We start from the raw sequence: 17817 nt of genomic DNA on the forward strand, positions 1-17817 counted from the left end.
GGTCGAAGCCCTGGTGCATCGCCTCAGGCAAAAGGTCGGTAAACGCAAAAGTCAGTAACAAGCCGACGGCAAAAGCCACCATGCGATCAGCAAAGCGCGGCAGCCAGGTCAGTGCAATCGTCGCGGCCAGCAGCACGGACAGCAAGCCTGCGGCCAGGGTTGCAACAAAGATGTAGAACAAGGTCATCGAGAGAAAAAAAGTTGATGCGGCAAAGAATTGCTGCATACAATTGCAACTTGGTTGCGAAAGTGATCACGAGTTTAGTGCAACTTCGTTGCGGTATCCACCAGGCGGCAATTTTTATTTCGCAAGATGTTTCATCCCACCCCTACCCGCGCACAGGCGGATGCCGCAATCGGGTCGCCAGCCAAGGCCGCCCACCATTGCCTGAAACGTGTGGGAGTTGCACGCGCGCTGTATCGGGGTTTGCGGTGACATTTTTTAGCGCCAGATTGGCATCCAGCCCACGGCACGTATGCGCAGGCAGCTATCAAAATAATAGCGATAGAGGGTCTGGGGGCGCCAGCCGCTGCAGGCCTGGCGCTCAGGTCTTACGGGGCCTCATGCTGGGCGCACTGCTTTTTGCGCAGATGCTGGGTTTGATGCACCAGCTGGTCCATGCGCCGCACGAAGCAGCAGCTGTTGCCAGCAAAGGACAACAGCGTCATGCCCCTCAAGTTGACGCCCACGCCCACGCCCACGACCATGACCATGGTCAGCAGTCTGACTGGCTGGAAACGCTGTTTGCCGGCCACGACGAAGGCAGCAACAGCTGCCGTGTTTTTGACCAGCAGGGCCACAGTGCCCCGATGGCGGCCGTGGCATTGCTGGTCTTGCCCAGTGTGCTCCGGTCCGTCCCGCCACCCGCCGCTACCAACTGCGACCGGGTGGCCGCGGCCGCGCCTTTTGAAGCGCGCGCGCCGCCTCTCGCCAGCTAAACCTTCCAGCTTCTTTGTGCGTCGGCCCTGACAGGCTGCAGGCTGCGTTCGTTCGCACGCCGCTGGTGGCTGCTGCCGCCCCTGTCGTTCCCCTTTCTTCTTCCAGGATCACCATGCTTCAAGCCATCGGCCTGACCAAAAACTATGGCGCGCAGACCGCGCTGGACCGGCTCGACCTCGACATCCAGCCGGGTGACATTTATGCCCTGCTCGGCGCCAACGGCGCCGGCAAGACGACCACCATCAACCTGTTCCTGAATTTCATCGCGCCCAGTGCGGGTGAGGTGCGGATCAATGGCCAGGATGTGACCAAACATCCGCTGGCCACCAAACAGGACGTGGCCTACATCCCCGAGCAGGTCAACCTCTACGGGGTGTTGTCGGGTCTGGAAAACCTGGACTATTTTTCGGCCTTGGCGCTGGGCAAACGCCTGCCTCGTGAGCGTTTGATGGCGCTGTTTGACGAGGTCGGGCTGGATCAATCCGCCGCCGGCAAGCGTGTGTCGGCCTACTCCAAGGGCATGCGTCAGAAGGTGTGGATTGCGGTGGCGCTGGCCAAGCAGGCCAAGGCGCTGCTGCTGGACGAGCCGACCTCAGGCCTGGACCCGCAGGCGGCAAGCGAATTTTCTGCATTGCTCAAGCGCGCCAGCGATGCCGGTGTGGCCGTGCTGACTACCACCCACGACCTGTTTCATGCCAAACACACGGCCACCCGCATCGGCATCATGAAAAAGGGTCGGCTGGTGGAAACGCTGGACAGCCGGCAGATTGCAGAGACCGATTTGCAGGCGCTCTATCTTCAGCACATGGGGAACTGACATGGTGATGCTCATTGCTCTCAAGGATTTTTTGGAGCGCCAGCGCGACGGCCGCTTGTACTGGGCCGGCGGCGTGGTGTTGCTGCTTCTGCTGTCGGCGCTGGCGGTCGGCTTCAGCCGCCAGCAGGAGGTGCGCGCCGAACAGAAAGTGGCACAAACACTCGACTACAAGGATTGGCTGAGCCAGGACAGGCGCCATCCGCACGACGCGGCGCACCAAGGCATGCATGCTTTCAAACCCGACGCGGCGCTCGCGATTGTGGACCCAGGCATCAACCCCTATATCGGCGGCACCATCTGGTTGCAGGCGCATCGCCAGAGCGAGGTGAAATTCCGTCCGGCGCAAGACGCCACTGGCCTGCAACGCTTTGGCGATTTGTCGGCGGGGTGGATCATGCAGGTGCTGGGCCCGCTGCTGGTGATCGTGCTGGGCTTCAACACCTTTGCGGGTGAACGCGAGCAGGGCATTCTTCGCCAGACGCTGAGCCTGGGCGTTTCGCCTCTGCAGTTGTTGTGGGGCAAGGCGATGGCGTTGGCGATGGGGCTGGCGGCGTTGCTGGTTCCTGCCGCGCTGGCTGCGGCGATTGCCGTGGGGCTGGGGGCTGAATCCGGCACCACTTCTGATGCCTTGATGCGTTTCGGCGCCATGGCCGTGGGTTATGCGTTGTACCTCGGCATCTTTGTGTTCCTGGTGCTGGGGGTGTCGGCTGCGGCATCGACATCGCGCGTGGCCATCACCGTGTTGCTGGCGCTGTGGATCGCCAACACCGTGATTGCGCCGCGCGTTCTGTCCGAGCTGTCACGCGTCTGGCAGCCCAGCCCGACCAAGCTGGAGTTCACGAAAGAACTCAACGCCGGACTCAAGGCCGAAGCAGACCGTGTCTGGCAGCAGGCTTTTGGCACCACAGACCGCTGGAGCCGCGATGTACCCCTGAGCCAATGGGGGCGGGCGCTGCAGCTTGACGACAAGGCCAGCTACGCCATCTATGACCACCACTACGGCAAGTTGTGGGACACCTACGAGCGCCAGCAAAAACTGCAGGAGTGGAGTGGCTTGGTGTTTCCCTTGCTGGCCGTGCGGGCCTGGTCCATGGGTTTAGCGGGGACCGACTTTGTGCATCACCGCAACTTCACCACGGCGGCCGAGCAACATCGGCGCGTGGTGCAGGACCTGATGAGTGACGACCTGGTGGCCAGTGCCGACCCGCTGGGCAATCAGCACTTTCAGTACCAGGCGGGCCCCGATCTTTGGGCCAAAGTCCCGGCCTTTCACTATCACCCACCGTCCGCTGGCTGGGCGCTGCGCAGCAACTGGACCAGCCTTGCCGTGCTAATTGCAAGTTTGCTGCTGGCGCTGGGTTTTGCCTGGGCGGCGGTCGCCCGGCAGCGCGCTTTGTAAAGGTCTTGCCATGAATAACACACAACAACAAGGCCCACGTCTGGGCCTGGTGATGCGGCAGGAGCTGAAGATTCTGCTGGCCGAAAGAAGCCTCTGGCTGGTGGGTGCGCTGTTTCTGGCGCTGATTGCCTATGCCATGTTTAACGGCGTGCAGCAGACGACAGCGCGCGATAAGGCGCAGGCAGCCATCGTGGCCAGCGATGCCCAGACACGCGCCGACCAGCTCGCGCAGCTGGGCCGCATCATGGCCGGCAAGGAAGTGCCCAAGCCGTTTCAAAACCCGGCCGATCCGGTACGCATGGGCAGTGGGTATGGCGCGCAACATGCGCTGATGCCGAGCGGTGCCATGGCGCCGGTGGCACTGGGTCAGACTGACCTGTTCCCGGGCCAGTTCAAGGTCACTTACCAAAGCAAGATTCACTTTATTCACAACAACGACATCGAAAACCCCTGGCATCTGCTCAGCGGGCACTTTGACCTGGCGTTTGTGATTGTTTATCTGCTGCCGCTGCTGATTTTTGCCCTGAGCTACAACCTGCTGTCTGCTGAGCGCGAAAGCGGCACGCTTCGCCTGCTGATGTCGCAACCGCTGATGCTGCGAACGCTGATCGGCGGCAAGGTGGTGGTGCGCGCTGCGGTGCTGCTGGGTTTGGCGGTCGCCGTGCCAGTCGCGGTGTTGCTGGTGGCGCGCCCGGTGTCCGGGTTGACCTTGTGGTGGGCGTTGCTGGTGGGCGCCTACGCGCTCTTCTGGTTTGCGCTGGTGGTGGCGGTGAATGCATTTGGCAAATCGTCGGCGACCAACGCCATGCTGCTGGTCGTCAGCTGGGTGGTGCTGGTGCTCATCGCACCGGTGCTGCTCAATCTGGCCGTCACGGCGGCGAGCCCGGCCCCGTCGCGCAACGAGCTGGCCACACGCACCCGCGTGGTGACCATGGAGGCGATGAACCGTTACAGCAAGCTGCTCAGCGCCGACTACCGTTACATGGCCGAGCCAGAGGTATTGCTGCCAAAGAACGGCAAGATCGAAATGAGCGGGCGGGCGCTGGCCAACTATTCGATCCAGAAGCAGACCGACGAGCAGATTCAGCCCGAGCTGGACCGTTTTGATGCGCAGCAGGCACGCCAGCAAGCGCTGGTGGCGCGTTTCAGTGCGGTGTCGCCAGCGGCGGTAGCTTATGAAGGCTTCACCGCGCTGGCAGGCACTGGTGGGCGTCGCCACGCCCACTTCATGGCGCAAATGAACAACTACCACCAGGCGTGGAAGCAGTTTTTCTTTCCCCGTATTGACGCCGGCATGGCCATGACAGAAGCCGACTTTGCACGCATTCCGGCTTTTGTCTGGACAGAAGAGCCCACCAGTCTGGTGCTCAGCCAGGCCTTGATGTCTTTGCTGCAACTGGTCCTGCCCTCATTGCTGCTGCTGGGCATCGCCGGTTGGCGTTTGCGGCGCTACACGGTGGCGTGAGCGCTGGCCCCCGACAAGCGCAGAACGAGTCAGAACCCATCAACCCATTTCTTTTTTACTTTTAATTGACAGGAAACATCAGATGAACAAGCCATTCCTTCGCACGGCTGCCGCCCTGGCCGCTTTGGCGACCCTGCAGTCCGTCAGCGCACAGACGACGGAAGAAAAACAACTCCCCGCTATCCAGGTGCAGGGCAGCCGCGACTTAGGCACCATCAAGCTCGACGAGGCCAGCGGCACGGCATCCCGGCTGGGCCTGACGGTGCGCGAGACGCCGGCTTCCGTCGAAATTTTGTCGCAGGACGTCATTCAGGAGCGTGGTGCGCGCACCTTTACCGAAGCCTTGCGCGGCGCATCCGGCATCAGCGGCGGCGGCGCGCCTTCGTCACCCACCACACTGTCGACGCGTGGCTTCACGACTCTGACCTATCTTTATGACGGCACGCGTTCGTCGGGCGCGGGTTTTACCAACCGGGTGCAGGACACCTGGAACTACGACCGCATTGAAATCCTGAAAGGTCCGGCGTCGGTGCTGTTTGGCGACGGGGCGATCGGCGGCGTCATCAACTTCATCACCAAGCGGCCAGATCGAGCCAACCCTGGCGCCGAAGCGCTTGTCTCTTACGGCAGCCACGGCTCTTACCGCACGGCGGTGGGTAAGGGCGGTGCATTGGGAGAGTCGGGCGCCTACCGTTTCGACTACAGCCGCAACGAAACCAAAGTTGGCACGATCGCCAACAACCGGGAAAAGCTCGACCACTTCACCAGCGGCGTGTCCTTAGCCCTGAGCAGTGCCTTGAAGCTGGACTTGTCGTTTGACTACCTGCGTGATGACAACAAGGTGTATTACGGTACGCCGCTGATTCCGGGCGCACTGGCCACCCAGCCCACTGGCGTTGTCAGCACGTCCGATGGCCGGGTGATTGACCGGCGCCTGGCCGGACTCAACTACAACGTCAGCGACCAAGACAATTCGTCCGAAACCATGTGGTGGCGCGCAAGGCTCACAGCCAAGCTGACGCCTGAATGGACCCTGCGCAACGAGTTGTCGATCAATCAGGCCGACCGGACATTTTTAAGTTCGGAAAGTGCGGTTTTTGTGGCACCCAACCTGATCAACCGTGACCAGACGCTCATCACGCACGACCAGAAGTCCATCTTCAACCGGCTGGATGCCAGCCACGTCGGAAAAATCGGTGGCCTGTCCAATCGGTTCACCATAGGCGCTGAAATCAGCAAGAGCGACTTTGACAGCCTGCGCCGCTTTTCCAACGGCTCTGCCTCTACGAACAACGTGTTGCGTGTCAATGCGTTCAACCCCAACGTCGGTGTTTTCAACTACAACCCAGCATTGAGCACAGGCGCGGGCAACCGGACCGATGTCACCTCCGACACCAAAACCGCCTCGGTGTTTGTGGAAGATGCCCTGAAGCTGACGGATGCCTTCACGCTCGTGGGCGGCTTACGGCACGACCACATCAACATCAAGCGCACGATCCGCGACCTCAACGCCAATACTTTTTCGAGTTTCGGCACGAGTTACGGTAGCAACGCGGTACGGCTGGGCGCGGTGTATGACCTGTCCAAGGACTCCACGGTTTACGCCCAATACACCAATGCCGCGACCCCGGTCGGCTCGCTGTTTCTGCTGTCTTCGGCCAACGCCGCCTTCCCGCTGTCGCGCGGCAAGCAGGTGGAAGTCGGTTTCAAGCAAAGCCTGCCGGAGCAGCGCTTCGAATGGACGGCGGCGCTGTACCAGATCGAGCTGGGCAACGTGCTCTCGCGCGACCCCGCGAATCCGGGCGTGACGATCAACAACGGCCAGCAGTCCTCGCGCGGGATCGAGTTGTCGGCGGCCTGGCGCCCTACACGCCAGCTCACGCTGGCGGGCAATGTCGCAGCCCTGCGCGCTCGGTTCGACACACTCATCGAGGCCGGCAATGTGTCCCGCGTGGGCAATGTGCCGACCAATGTGCCTGAGCGGGTGATGAATCTGTTTGCCACCTACAAGCTGGAGAGCATGCCCATGGAGCTTGGCGCTGCCGTCAACCGCACCGGCAAGATGTATACCGACACGGCCAATACCATCCAGATCAACGGCTACACCACCGCTGATGCCTGGGTTAGCTACCGGCTGAAACCGGCGCTACTGACGTTTCGGGTTCGCAACCTGGCCGACAAGCTGTATGCCAGCTACACCGGGCGCTCCACCAGCCAAGTGCTGCTGGCGCCGGGGCGCACGTTTGAGGTCGCGGCGAAATTTGATTTCTGATCGCGGCAGCACAGCCTGCGGGCAGGCTGCAAAAGCAGAACCATCTTCATCGCTGGGAGAGGGCGGCTAACGCCGGCGCCACAGCTGGACCTTGTGTTCACGCTGCGGCCTGGCGCTGCCGCAATTGTCGCAACCGGAGCCACAGCCCCCAGGGTTGCGTGCCACTTTCTGCAGGTGGCGCGAAGTGCCCAGACGTGGCGAGCGTGTCAGCAGGTAGTGCGCCGCGCGGCGCTTCAGTGACGCCGGCAGAAACACCCACAGACAGTAGAGCGCGCAGCCCAAGACCACGGCGTAAACCAGCAGCGCTTCGATAGGTGTGGGCATCATGCGGAGAGCGCCAGCACGGCGCGGTAGGTGATAAAGGAGGCGGCATACGCTAGCGCAAACAGATAGGCAGCCATCAGCAGCGGGTAGCGCCACGAGTTGGTCTCGCGCTTGACCACGGCCAGTGTCGAGATACATTGCGGCGCAAACACATACCAGGCCAGCAGTGAATATGCCGTGGCGATGGACCAGCTCTGTGCGATCAACGGGGTCAGGGCCACGGCTGCATCGTCACCGGCCGCCGACAGCGAATACACCGTGCCCAGCGCGCCGACCGCCACTTCGCGCGCGGCCATGCCCGGCACCAGCGCGATCGAGATCTGCCAGTTGAAGCCGATCGGCGCAAAAACCACTTCCAGCGCCTTGCCTATCATGCCGGCGAAGCTGTACTGGATCGCCGGCCCGGTCGCGCCGTCGGGCGGGCCGGGGAAGGTCGAGAGAAACCACAACACCACCATCAGCGCAAAAATGATGGTGCCGACGCGGTGCATGAAGATCTGGACCCGCTGCCACAGGCCCAGCAGCAGGTTGCGCAGATTTGGAACACGGTAAGGCGGCAGCTCCAGCATCAGCGGCTGGTAGCTGCTTTTGGCCCAGGTGCGCTTGAACACCCAGGCCACGGCCATCGCCGAGGCGATGCCGGCCACATAAAGCGCAAACAGCGTCAGGCCCTGGAGGTTGAAGAAGCCGACTTTGCGCTCCGGGATGAAAGCGCCTATCAGCAAGGCGTACAGCGGCAGCCGGGCCGAACAGGTCATCAGCGGCGCGATCATGATGGTCGCCAGCCGGTCGCGCCAATGAGGAATGGTGCGGGTCGCCATGATGCCGGGAATCGCGCAGGCGAAACTCGACAGCAGCGGGATGAAGGCACGGCCCGACAGGCCCACCTTACCCATGAGGTTGTCGAGCAGGAAGGCGGCGCGCGGCAAATAGCCCGAGTCTTCCAGCAGCAGGATGAAAAAGAACAGGATCACGATCTGCGGCAGGAACACCAGCACACCGCCGACCCCGGCAACAATGCCGTCGACCAGCAGACTTTGCAGCAGGCCGGGCGCCATGTTGCCCTGGACCAGGCTGCCGGTCCAGGCGACGCCGTCCTTGATCAGGTCCATCGGCATATTGGCCCAGGCAAACACCGCCTGAAAGATCAAAAACAGCACGGTGGCCAGCAGCAGCAGCCCGGCCACCGGGTACATCACCAGCGCGTCGATGCGGTGGTTGAAACGCTTGACCTGGCCTGCGTTGGGCACGGCCGCGGCCAGAATGGCGCGCACCCGGGCCTGCAGCGCGATCAGGTCGGGTGCGTCGGTCGCTATCGAAGTGATAGCTGCTCGCGCTTGTGTGGCGGGGGCTGGAGGCGTAAAAGGCTTGAAATTGTTGCTGTAGAAGGTCTGCTGGGCAGCCCGCAGCAGCGCGTCGCGTCCGCTGCCTGCGCTGTTGCCGCGCCAGGCCGCAAACCAGGGGTTGTGCACCGCCACGGTTTCGATCACCGGCATGCCGAGTTCGGCCGACAGCCGGGCGATGTTGATCTGCAGCCCGCGCGCGCGCGCCACGTCCATCATGTTGAGCGCCAGCACCATGGGCCGGCCCAGCGCGCGCAACTGCAGCACCAGGCGCAGGTTCATGCGCAGGTTGGTCGCGTCCACCACCGCGATGATGCCGTCGGGGCGGTCCTCGCCCGCGCGCAGGCCCATCACCACGTCGTGGGTGACGGTCTCGTCGGCGGTTGCCGGGTTCAGGCTGTAGGCGCCCGGCAAGTCCATCACCGCCAGTTCACGCCCGTCGGGCAGGCGCGTGCGGCCTTCCTTGCGTTCGACGGTCACACCGGCGTAATTGGCGACTTTCTGCCGCGCGCCGGTCAGCAGGTTGAACAGCGCGGTCTTGCCGCAGTTCGGGTTGCCGACCAGGGCGATGCGGGGCATGGGGACTGGGGAGGTGGGGGCGTTCATGCGTCGCCTCCGCTGATCCGGTGATCATGCAGCGACAGGGGTGTCGGCTCCCTGCTGGCATTCGCCTTCTGCCGATCCCCGGCCTGGCCGGGGCCCCTCGTCAGGGGGCTCATGCCAGCACCTTCACCTGGATGCAGCTCGCCTCATGGCGGCGCAGCGCAAAGACGGTGTCGCCGACCTGCACCGCAATCGGTTCGCGCCCGCCCGGGCCGCGCCGCAACACGCAGATGCTTTCGCCGGCCATGAAGCCGAGTTCGGCCAGCCGCTGCAGCAGGGCGGCGTCTCCTTCGCCTTGGCCGGGAACCAGGGTAAGAATGGTTGTGGCCTGGTCTGGCGCCAGGTCCGCGAGTAACAGGCTGTGGCTGGGCACTTGCGCCGACAAGGTGGAGCTGGCGTCGTCAATCATTGGGCTCGGCCCTTCATGTGGTGGCGTGGAGGAGCTTGCAAGTTAGCTGCTTCATGGTGGATGAGGGTTTTTCGTCGGCAGGCGCTGAACATTCGGTACGGGCGCTCGAGTTGCTTCTGGAGTCTTGCCGATGCGCCACAAGCCGAGCAGCCTCAGGGAGCGAGGCCGCCAGGTGAGCAGCAGCGCCACCGCCATCGCGGCGGCGCCCATCAGCACCACCCACAGCAGGCTGCCAAAGCCCCCGCCCTGGTCCCACACGCAGAGTGGCAGCGCCAGGGCAATTGCTATCAATCCAGTAGCGCGTTGCGCCCGACTGGCGGGGGCTATGGGCCCATTTGATCCGAATACACACTCCTGGTACCGATCCTGGCTCAGGGCCAGCAGGGCAAAGCCAAGAAACAGCAGGGCGAAGGCGCTGGCCATGCTCAACCCCTCACGCATGACCAAGTGGTTCGCCCGATGCGGGCAGAGCGCTGGGACCAGGTGCGTGACGCACATCCCGCGAAGCTGTTTTTTTGTTGGTCAGCGCCGCATCTTTTTGAGCTGCGCGGCGGCCAAGATGGCGCGCTGTCAGCGCGGCGCCTGTCGCCAGGGCTAGCAGCAAGATGTCCATGCCTGCTACCGAGGTAATGCCTTGGCCCAGCGTGTGCGCCAGATGATGGCCGGTGGTGGCCCAATTCAATGCCACGGCGAGCGCAGCCAGCGCCGCGAGGGCCCAGGTCTGCTCGCGCCACGCCATGCTGGTGCGCCGTGTATCTTGTGGCCAGGCGCGCCAAGCTGCGTGCGCCAGCATCACAAGCCACACCAAGTAAAAAGCCCACATCTCCAACGCGGCGCGGTCCCAGCTGGCCCATGCCGCGTCCAGCGGCAACAAGCGGTTGGCGATAAAAAACGCCATCGTTGCGGCCATGATGCCGGGCATGGAAGCCACTGATAGCGCCTCGACCACGCGCACCCCCGCCAGCCCTTTTTTGGCGTGACTGGCGCGGCGCGCCTCCAGCCAGAACAGGAAGCCGGTGGCAATCATGATGCAGCCCGCCAGCCCGGCCGCAAAGTACAACCAGCGCAAGGTCCAGTGGCGGAACTGGATGAAATGCAGGCCGCTGATGAAACGCTGCGCGCCCATCACCGGTGCGGTGACGTGGCGGTTCAGAACGGCGCCAGTGCTGGCGTCTAAGGCCAGCGTGTCCACATTCATGGTTACCGCGTCTTCATAACTGCGGCGCAGCTCCACGTAGCTGTTGGCGTCGCCAGGGTGCCAGACGCGCAGGAAAGAAGGCTCGCTGCCGTTCCACTCGCGCCGCGCGATGGCAGTCATGGCATCCAGCGAGGCGGGCGGTGTAGCTGCGGGTGTGTCGGCTTTGGCGCGTTTGTAGCTGCCGTAAGCCTCTGCAAAAAATGCCTCTTTGGGTTTTGCCTCTTGCGCATACGGGCCGTACACCGCGCTGGGCAAATAGATGTTCATGAAGATCACCAGCCCCGACAGCGCCATCATGAAGTGAAAGGGCAGGCCCAGCACGCCGGTCAGGTTGTGCAAATCCAGGCTGGCGCGCTGCAGGTGCTTTTTCGGCCGGAACAAAAAGAAGTCCACGAAGATCTTGCGGTGAATCACCACGCCGCTGACCACCAGCAGCAGCATCGCCATGCCGGCCACGCCGACCAGCCAGTAGCCCACGTCTTTCCACTTGATGTGCAGATTGAAGTGAAAGGGGAAGATGAAGCCGGTGCCGGCCAGCGTGTCGGTGTGCGCCAGCACGGCGCCGGTTTGCGGGTGCAGGTAGCGGCGCTCGAAGGTTTTGGTCGCTTCGTTGCGCCAGCGCAGCTCCGCTGCGGGCACCCGTTCTGTGGGCGGGCGCACAAACCACTGCGGCGAGCCCTGCACCAGAGGCTGCGCGCTGCGCGCAGCCGCGTCGTAGCTGAATGGCTGCTGGAGGGCGGTAGGCGCAAGCCGGGTGGCCGGCATCATCCAGCGGTCGATCTCGCGGTCGAACACGCTGAGCGTGCCCATCCAGAAGATGACGAACAGCAGCGCACCAATGACCACGCCAGCCCAGGTGTGCAGCCAGTTCATGGATTGGCGCAAATTGCTTCCCATAAAACTCTCCGTTGACGTTTCAGTTGAGCAGCAAGAGGGCGCCAGTGGTAACTGCAGTGCTGCCGGCCAATACGGTCCATAAGCGCGACAGGCTGCCCACGCTGAAGGCCCAAAGCAGCAGCAGCGCGTAAAAAATGAAACCCAGCATCATGGCCAGGGTGGTGGCCTCGCTTCGGGCCATTCCTGCGGCGGCCAGCAGCAAGGCGGCCAACGGGACGGTGGCAGCGGTGAGGGCATAACCGCCGCCGATGGCGGCCAGCAGACGCAGCAGGACAAGGGTGGTACTGCCCATGCTGCGTTAGAAGTCCACGGCAGCGGGCGTGGGCCATGCACCCGCAACGCCGTCGCCAAAGCCTGTGGGCGCTATAAAAACAATAGCTCCTTGAGCATATGGCGCAAGGGCTGGAGTGCAATTTGGCTTGTAGGTAAAAGAGGGCATGGCAAAGCTGGGCTGATTGAAAGCTGGCTTCACCAAAGGGCGTGGCTCGCAGGAATGAAAATTGTATCCTAATAATGAGAATTATTCGCGTTTGATATTTGACGTGTGCCTTTCTCCTTCCGGAAACAGGGTCGTTGGAGCTGCCGCCCTGGTGTTGGGTGCGGCGCGCCTGATCAGCAACGACCGTCAGTTCCCAAAGATTGCCGACATCGCGTGTTTCACACCTTGCCGGAAAACCTCAATCGCTGAAGAGCGGATTGGCGGGTGACGGCGTCGGAACAATGGTCTTGCGCAGGTCGTCAACAGCGGCGTTGATGCGCAGGCGGCCGTCCAGCCAATCGGCCATAAGGCCCGGTTCCAGTTGTTTGCCGCGCGATGGGTCGGCATGACTGGCGGGCGCCACCAAGGTGCAGGTGCCGGCATTGGGCAAGAACCATTTGGCTGCGGAAACCGTAAACACCGGTCCACGGTTCGGGCTTGAAGCTCAACGCCAGTTGAGGTCGATACTGGAACCGGTCTGCCCGGCTCTATTGTCTATAGACCATGACTGGCGGGCGCTAGCAGTTATTCTATTTGTAGCTAACAGAGGCCTTTTGCTGGGTCCGTCAAGCCCGGGCACAATCAAACCCATGACTTTATCTGTTGGCTCACCTGTTCGTTACCTGCCCGGCGCCACCGCGCTGGTGCTTGACTCCCCACACAGCGGCACCGCCTATCCCGAGGACTTCGTCTACACCTGCGATCTGCCGGTTTTGCGCCGGGCAGAAGACACCCATGTCGAAAAGCTCTACGACTTCGCCCCCGAACTGGGGGTGGGCTGGGTCGAGGCTTTTTTCCCGCGCAGCTATCTGGATGCCAACCGCGACACCACCGAGGTCGACGTCGGCCTGTTCGACGAAACCTGGCCGCATGCCGTGGCTACCGACCCGCGTGTGATGGGCAAGGTGCGGCTTGGCAAGGGCCTGATCTGGCGCACCACCGACGATGGTCTGCCGATCTACCAGCGCAAGCTGTCGGTCGCAGAAGTGCAGGCGCGCATCGCGCAGTGCTGGCAGCCCTACCACGCCGCCGTGGCGCAGGCCATTGATGCCGCGCACACGCGCCACGGCTACAGCATCCACATCAACTGCCACTCCATGCCGGCGATCGCCTCCAGCAACGCCACGGATTTTCCGGGCGAGGCGCATGCCGACTTCGTGGTCGGTGACCGCGACGGCACGACCGCCGCCGCGCCGCTGTCGCGCCTGGTCTGCGAGCATCTGCGGGGCCTGGGCTACAGCGTGGCCTACAACCACCCGTACAAGGGCGTGGAGCTGGTGCGCCGCTACAGCGCGCCGCAGCAACACCGGCACAGCATCCAGCTCGAAATCAATCGCAAGCTCTACATGAGTGAAGAGACGCTGGAAATCACCGACGGCTTTGCGCCACTGAAGGCCAGCCTGCAGTCGCTGGTGCAGTTGCTGCTGGCCACCGACCCGCGCAGGCTGTAGCGCCGCGTGGCATGGCTTGCTTGCGGATAATCTTTCGATGATCACCCTTTTCAGTGAACGGCATGCCCTGCATGCGCCCGCGTTCGAGTTTTTTCGCGGCGAGCGTGTACCCTGTTTTGAAACCCCGGCGCGTGCCGTGTTTGTGCAGCAGCGCCTGCTGCAGGGCGGCCACGAGCTGCGCGAGCCGCATGTCGACAGCCGCGCAGTGCTTGGGCAGGTGCATGACGCGCCTTACCTGGCCTTTCTGGAAAACGCTTGGGACGACTGGCTGGCGCTGGACGCCGACAACGCCGGGCGCCAGCCCTTTCCGTCTGTCTGGCCGGTGCGCACCCTGCGCAGCGACGTGGTTCCACTCAACTTCATCGCGCGCCTGGGCCTGTATTCGATGGACAACGGCTCGCCGCTGGTGGCCGGCACCTGGGAAGCCGCGAAAGCCGGCGCCGATGCGGCGGCCTCAGCTGCGGCCCTGATAGGCGAGGGTGCACCGGCCGTCTTCTGCTGCAGCCGTCCGCCCGGCCACCATGCTGGCGCCGGCTTCATGGGCGGCTACTGCTACCTGAACAACGCCGCCATTGCGGCGCAGGCGCTGCGCAATGGCGGCGCCGGCCGCGTGGCCGTGCTGGATGTGGATTACCACCATGGCAACGGCACGCAAAGCATTTTTTACCGGCGCAATGACGTGTTTTTTGCCAGCCTGCACGGTGACCCGCTGACCGAGTACCCGTTTTTCCTGGGCCATGCCGACGAAGAGGGCGAGGGCGAAGGCCTGGGCTTCAACCTGAACCTGCCGCTGCCCGCAGGTTGCAGTGCGGCAGACTGGTTTGATGCGCTGGAGCAGGCTTGCCTGCGTGTTGCCGCGCACCGCAGCGATGCGCTGGTGGTTTCGCTGGGACTGGACACGTTTGCGGGCGACCCGATCTCAAAATTTTCGCTGCAGGCAGGCGATTTCCGCCGCCTGGGTCAGCGCCTCGCTGCGCTGGGTTTGCCCACGGTGTTTGTGCTCGAGGGCGGTTATGCCGCGCAGGCGCTGGGCCACAACGCGGCGCAGGTGCTTGAAGGTTTCGAGGGAGAACGCTGAATGGAACAGGTCGATTGCGTGGTGATAGGCGCGGGTGTGGTGGGGCTGGCGGTGGCGCGCGCGCTGGCGTTGCAGGGTAGGGAGGTGCTGGTGCTGGAGGCCGCCAACGCCATCGGCACCGGCACCAGCTCGCGCAACAGCGAGGTCATCCACGCCGGCATCTATTACCCCTCAGGCTCGCTGAAGGCGCGCCTGTGTGTCGAAGGCAAACAGTTGCTCTACGCCTACTGCGCCGAGCGCGGCATCGCGCACCGGCGCTGCGGCAAGCTGATCGTCGCCACCAGCGAAGCGCAGGCCGCAGAACTGCCGGCCATCATTGCCAAGGCCTCTGCTAACGGTGTGCATGATCTGGTGCTGCTGACACGCGAAGAGGCGCAGGCCATGGAGCCGCAACTGGCCTGTGTCGCCGCCGTGTATTCGCCCAGCACCGGTATTGTCGATAGCCACGCCTTGATGCTGTCGCTGCAGGGCGATGTGGAGAATGCCGGTGGCGCTGTGGTGCTGAATACGCCGCTGGCCCATGCCAGTTGTGGGCAAGATGCTATTGTTTTGGTAGCGCAGGACGGCACCGAGTTGCAGGCCCGCACGGTGGTCAATGCTGCCGGCCTGCATGCCCCTGCACTGGCTGCGGACTTTGCAGGCCTGGACCCGGCCTGCGTTCCGCGCGCTTATTACGCCAAGGGCAACTACTTCACCCTGTCCGGGCGCTCGCCCTTTAGCCGGCTGATTTACCCGGTGCCCGAGCCGGCCAGCCACCTGGCCGGACTGGGCGTGCACCTGACGCTGGATCTGGGCGGGCAGGCCAAGTTCGGCCCCGATGTGCAGTGGGTGGATTCGCCCGATGACCTGCTGGTTGATGCTGCGCGCGGCGACGCGTTTTACGCCGAAGTGCGCAAATACTGGCCGGGCCTGGCCGACGGCGCGCTGGCGCCGGGTTATGCCGGCATACGCCCCAAGGTCACGCCGTCTGGTGCCCCGGCCAGCGACTTTGTGATCCAGGGGCCGCGCGAGCATGGCGTGCTGGGGCTGGTCAACCTGTTTGGCATCGAGTCGCCGGGCCTCACCAGTTCACTGGCGATTGCGCGCCACGTTGCCGGTTTGCTGACACCCTGACGCGGCGGTTGCGCGTTTCACACCGCCGCGGCCACCCGCGTGCCCTGATTGATCGCGCGCTTCGCGTCCAGTTCCGAAGCTTCATCGGCGCCGCCTATCAGCGTGGTTTTGACACCGGCCGCGCGCAGCGGCTCCAGCAGTTCGCGTAGCGGTTCCTGGCCGGCGCACAGCACGATGTTGTCCACGCTGAGCACTGTGCCGTCGCTGCGTTTTTCGCCAAAGGTGATGAACAGGCCGAGGCCGCCGGCGCCGTCGTCGCCTATGCGTTCGTAGTTGACACCCGAGAGCATCTCCACGTTTTTCATCTTGAGCGCTGCGCGGTGTATCCAGCCCGTGGTTTTGCCCAGGCCCTTGCCGAGCTTGCCGGGTTTGCGCTGCAGCAGCGTGACCTGCCGCGCCGCTGCCGTGGGCGCCGGGCGCACCACGCCACCGCGCACCGCGCCCGGGTCGGCCACTCCCCATTCGGCCAGCCAGGCCGGCAGGTCCAACGCTGTCGAGTGTCCCGTCGGGGTGACCAGGAATTCAGCGAGGTCGAAGCCTATGCCGCCCGCGCCTATCAGCGCCACGCGCTGGCCGACTGTGGCGCGGCCCAGCAACACGTCGATGTAGCTCAGCACCCTGGAGTCTTCCTGGCCCGGGATGCGCGGGTTGCGCGGCGTGACACCGGTGGCCAGGATCACCTCGTCGAACTTCTGCGCGACCAGCGCGGCGGCGTCCATGCGGGTGCCCAGATGCAGGCGCACGCCGGTGGCGGTGATGCGCTGGCCGAAGTAACGCAGGGTTTCCTCAAACTCTTCCTTGCCCGGCACACGTTTGGCGAGGTTGAACTGGCCACCGATGTTTTCAGCGCTGTCGTACAGGTCCACGCTGTGGCCGCGTTCGGCCAGCGTGGTGGCCGCCGCCAGGCCGGCCGGCCCGGCGCCAATGACGGCGATGCGTTTTTGCGACGGGGCTTTGCGGATCACCAGCTCAAGCTCATGGCCAGCGCGCGGATTCACCAGGCAGCTGGCGATTTTGGCCTGGAAGGCATGGTCCAGGCAGGCCTGGTTGCAGGCGATGCAGGTGTTGATCTCGCGGCTGCGGCCCTGCGCCGCCTTGTTGACAAATTCCGGGTCAGCCAGGAAAGGCCGCGCCATGCTGACGATGTCGGCGCTGCCATCGGCCAGCACCTGCTCGGCGACCTCGGGCGTGTTGAGCCGGTTGCTGGTGACCAGCGGAATCGTGAGGCCGGCCGCGCGCAGCTCGTCACGCAGTTTTTTGGTGACCCAGGTGAAAGCGCCGCGCGGCACCGAGGTCGCAATCGTCGGCACACGCGCCTCATGCCAGCCGATGCCGCTGTTGATGAGCGTCGCACCAGCAGCTTCCACGGCTTTGGCCAGCAACACCACTTCGTCCCAGCTGCTGCCGTCGGGAATCAGATCGATCATGGACAGGCGGTAGATGATGATGAAGTCCGGGCCGACCGCTTCGCGCGTGCGCCGCACGATCTCGACCGCCAGCCGCATGCGGTTCGCGTAGCTGCCGCCCCAGTCATCGCTGCGCTGGTTGGTGTGGGTGACGAGGAACTGGTTGAGCAGATACCCCTCCGAGCCCATGACCTCGACCCCGTCGTAGCCGGCGTCGCGGGCGCGGGCGGCGGCCTCGGCGATGTCGGCGATCTGCTTCTCGACCCCGGCGTCGTCGAGCTCGCGCGGCGCGAAGGGCGAGATCGGCGACTTGACGGGCGAGGGCGCGACGGCCTTGGGGCTGTAACCGTAGCGGCCGGCGTGCAGGATCTGCAGCGCGATGCGCCCGCCCGCGTCGTGCACGGCGTCGGTGATCACCCGGTGCTTGTACGCCTCCCAGCGGTTGGTCAGCTTGCCCGCGAGTGGCTTGACCCACCCCTCGACGTTCGGCGCGAAGCCGCCGGTGACGATCAGGCCGACGCCACCCGCCGCGCGCTCGGCGAAATACGCCGCCAGCTTCGGGAAGTCGGCGGCGCGATCCTCCAGCCCGGTATGCATCGATCCCATCAGCACCCGGTTGGGCAG

The 17817-nt window shown here is 63.9% G+C and carries 16 protein-coding genes and 1 pseudogene; 8 read left to right on the top strand and 9 right to left on the bottom strand.

Annotation, left to right across the window (positions count from 1 at the left end; genetic code table 11):
* Positions 1–187: pseudogene (locus tag H0W47_RS15380) on the bottom strand (ZIP family metal transporter); the annotation flags it as partial.
* Between the two features lie 377 nt (positions 188–564).
* On the opposite strand from H0W47_RS15380, the gene H0W47_RS15385 reads away from it, so the two are divergent.
* From H0W47_RS15385 to H0W47_RS15405, 5 genes are all read left to right on the top strand, one after another.
* Positions 565–939, top strand: a complete 375-nt coding sequence (locus H0W47_RS15385; RefSeq protein ID WP_296925947.1) for a hypothetical protein — start codon at positions 565–567, stop codon at positions 937–939.
* Positions 940–1052: 113 nt separating this feature from the next.
* A complete protein-coding gene (locus H0W47_RS15390) occupies positions 1053–1757 on the top strand; it encodes an ABC transporter ATP-binding protein (protein ID WP_296925950.1) in 705 nt (234 codons plus the stop codon).
* Between the two features lies 1 nt (position 1758).
* Complete coding sequence (locus H0W47_RS15395) at positions 1759–3156, top strand: ABC transporter permease subunit (RefSeq protein ID WP_296925952.1); 1398 nt, start codon at positions 1759–1761, stop codon at positions 3154–3156.
* Between the two features lie 10 nt (positions 3157–3166).
* Positions 3167–4621 (top strand): DUF3526 domain-containing protein, encoded by a 1455-nt coding sequence (locus tag H0W47_RS15400; protein ID WP_296925954.1) that lies wholly within the window; start codon positions 3167–3169, stop codon positions 4619–4621.
* An 82-nt stretch (positions 4622–4703) separates the two neighbouring features.
* A complete protein-coding gene (locus H0W47_RS15405) occupies positions 4704–6893 on the top strand; it encodes a TonB-dependent siderophore receptor (protein WP_296925956.1) in 2190 nt (729 codons plus the stop codon).
* 66 nt (positions 6894–6959) lie between these two features.
* Here H0W47_RS15405 and H0W47_RS15410 read toward each other — a convergent pair whose 3' ends face one another.
* From H0W47_RS15410 to H0W47_RS15440, 7 genes are all read right to left on the bottom strand, one after another.
* Entirely contained in the window at positions 6960–7220 is a 261-nt protein-coding gene (locus H0W47_RS15410; RefSeq protein ID WP_296925958.1) for a hypothetical protein, read from the bottom strand.
* Positions 7217–9166, bottom strand: a complete 1950-nt coding sequence (locus tag H0W47_RS15415; protein WP_296925960.1) for a ferrous iron transporter B — start codon at positions 9164–9166, stop codon at positions 7217–7219. The genes H0W47_RS15410 and H0W47_RS15415 overlap by 4 nt, the downstream gene beginning before the upstream one ends.
* A gap of 109 nt (positions 9167–9275) precedes the next feature.
* Entirely contained in the window at positions 9276–9572 is a 297-nt protein-coding gene (locus H0W47_RS15420; RefSeq protein WP_296925962.1) for a FeoA family protein, read from the bottom strand.
* A 51-nt stretch (positions 9573–9623) separates the two neighbouring features.
* Positions 9624–9995 (bottom strand): DUF3325 family protein, encoded by a 372-nt coding sequence (locus tag H0W47_RS15425; protein WP_296925964.1) that lies wholly within the window; start codon positions 9993–9995, stop codon positions 9624–9626.
* A gap of 10 nt (positions 9996–10005) precedes the next feature.
* A complete protein-coding gene (locus tag H0W47_RS15430) occupies positions 10006–11667 on the bottom strand; it encodes a PepSY domain-containing protein (RefSeq protein WP_296925966.1) in 1662 nt (553 codons plus the stop codon).
* A 19-nt stretch (positions 11668–11686) separates the two neighbouring features.
* Positions 11687–11959 carry a hypothetical protein gene (locus H0W47_RS15435; protein WP_296925968.1) on the bottom strand — a complete coding sequence of 91 codons (273 nt, stop codon included), beginning with the start codon at positions 11957–11959 and terminating at the stop codon, positions 11687–11689.
* A 385-nt stretch (positions 11960–12344) separates the two neighbouring features.
* Entirely contained in the window at positions 12345–12566 is a 222-nt protein-coding gene (locus H0W47_RS15440; protein ID WP_296925970.1) for a hypothetical protein, read from the bottom strand.
* Between the two features lie 169 nt (positions 12567–12735).
* Here H0W47_RS15440 and H0W47_RS15445 point away from each other — a divergent pair, with 169 nt between their 5' ends.
* The 3 genes from H0W47_RS15445 to H0W47_RS15455 are packed head-to-tail and all read left to right on the top strand — an operon-like array spanning position 12736 to position 15787.
* Positions 12736–13596: an N-formylglutamate amidohydrolase gene (locus tag H0W47_RS15445; RefSeq protein WP_296925972.1), complete on the top strand. Its 861-nt coding sequence runs from the start codon at positions 12736–12738 to the stop codon at positions 13594–13596.
* A gap of 37 nt (positions 13597–13633) precedes the next feature.
* A complete protein-coding gene (locus tag H0W47_RS15450) occupies positions 13634–14674 on the top strand; it encodes a histone deacetylase family protein (protein WP_296925974.1) in 1041 nt (346 codons plus the stop codon).
* Positions 14675–15787 (top strand): NAD(P)/FAD-dependent oxidoreductase, encoded by a 1113-nt coding sequence (locus tag H0W47_RS15455; RefSeq protein ID WP_296925976.1) that lies wholly within the window; start codon positions 14675–14677, stop codon positions 15785–15787.
* A gap of 17 nt (positions 15788–15804) precedes the next feature.
* On the opposite strand, the gene H0W47_RS15460 is transcribed toward H0W47_RS15455, so the two are convergent.
* Positions 15805–17817, bottom strand: a 2013-nt coding sequence (locus H0W47_RS15460) for an FAD-dependent oxidoreductase (protein WP_296925978.1), incomplete at its 5' end; no start/stop codon positions are given.

This window comes from Polaromonas sp. (assembly GCF_013817205.1).
Classification (GTDB): Bacteria; Pseudomonadota; Gammaproteobacteria; order Burkholderiales; family Burkholderiaceae_C; genus Polaromonas.

What these genes read in the sequence shown, in the direction of transcription:
- H0W47_RS15445 (WP_296925972.1), top strand. Translation starts at nt 12,736, where the DNA reads ATGACTTTATCTGTTGGCTCACCTGTTCGTTACCTGCCCGGCGCCACC.
- H0W47_RS15395 (WP_296925952.1), top strand. Translation starts at nt 1,759, where the DNA reads ATGGTGATGCTCATTGCTCTCAAGGATTTTTTGGAGCGCCAGCGCGAC.
- H0W47_RS15415 (WP_296925960.1), bottom strand. Translation starts at nt 9,166, where the DNA reads ATGAACGCCCCCACCTCCCCAGTCCCCATGCCCCGCATCGCCCTGGTC.
- H0W47_RS15400 (WP_296925954.1), top strand. Translation starts at nt 3,167, where the DNA reads ATGAATAACACACAACAACAAGGCCCACGTCTGGGCCTGGTGATGCGG.
- H0W47_RS15405 (WP_296925956.1), top strand. Translation starts at nt 4,704, where the DNA reads ATGAACAAGCCATTCCTTCGCACGGCTGCCGCCCTGGCCGCTTTGGCG.
- H0W47_RS15385 (WP_296925947.1), top strand. Translation starts at nt 565, where the DNA reads ATGCTGGGCGCACTGCTTTTTGCGCAGATGCTGGGTTTGATGCACCAG.
- H0W47_RS15390 (WP_296925950.1), top strand. Translation starts at nt 1,053, where the DNA reads ATGCTTCAAGCCATCGGCCTGACCAAAAACTATGGCGCGCAGACCGCG.
- H0W47_RS15430 (WP_296925966.1), bottom strand. Translation starts at nt 11,667, where the DNA reads ATGGGAAGCAATTTGCGCCAATCCATGAACTGGCTGCACACCTGGGCT.
- H0W47_RS15455 (WP_296925976.1), top strand. Translation starts at nt 14,675, where the DNA reads ATGGAACAGGTCGATTGCGTGGTGATAGGCGCGGGTGTGGTGGGGCTG.
- H0W47_RS15435 (WP_296925968.1), bottom strand. Translation starts at nt 11,959, where the DNA reads ATGGGCAGTACCACCCTTGTCCTGCTGCGTCTGCTGGCCGCCATCGGC.
- H0W47_RS15410 (WP_296925958.1), bottom strand. Translation starts at nt 7,220, where the DNA reads ATGATGCCCACACCTATCGAAGCGCTGCTGGTTTACGCCGTGGTCTTG.
- H0W47_RS15420 (WP_296925962.1), bottom strand. Translation starts at nt 9,572, where the DNA reads ATGATTGACGACGCCAGCTCCACCTTGTCGGCGCAAGTGCCCAGCCAC.
- H0W47_RS15425 (WP_296925964.1), bottom strand. Translation starts at nt 9,995, where the DNA reads ATGGCCAGCGCCTTCGCCCTGCTGTTTCTTGGCTTTGCCCTGCTGGCC.
- H0W47_RS15450 (WP_296925974.1), top strand. Translation starts at nt 13,634, where the DNA reads ATGATCACCCTTTTCAGTGAACGGCATGCCCTGCATGCGCCCGCGTTC.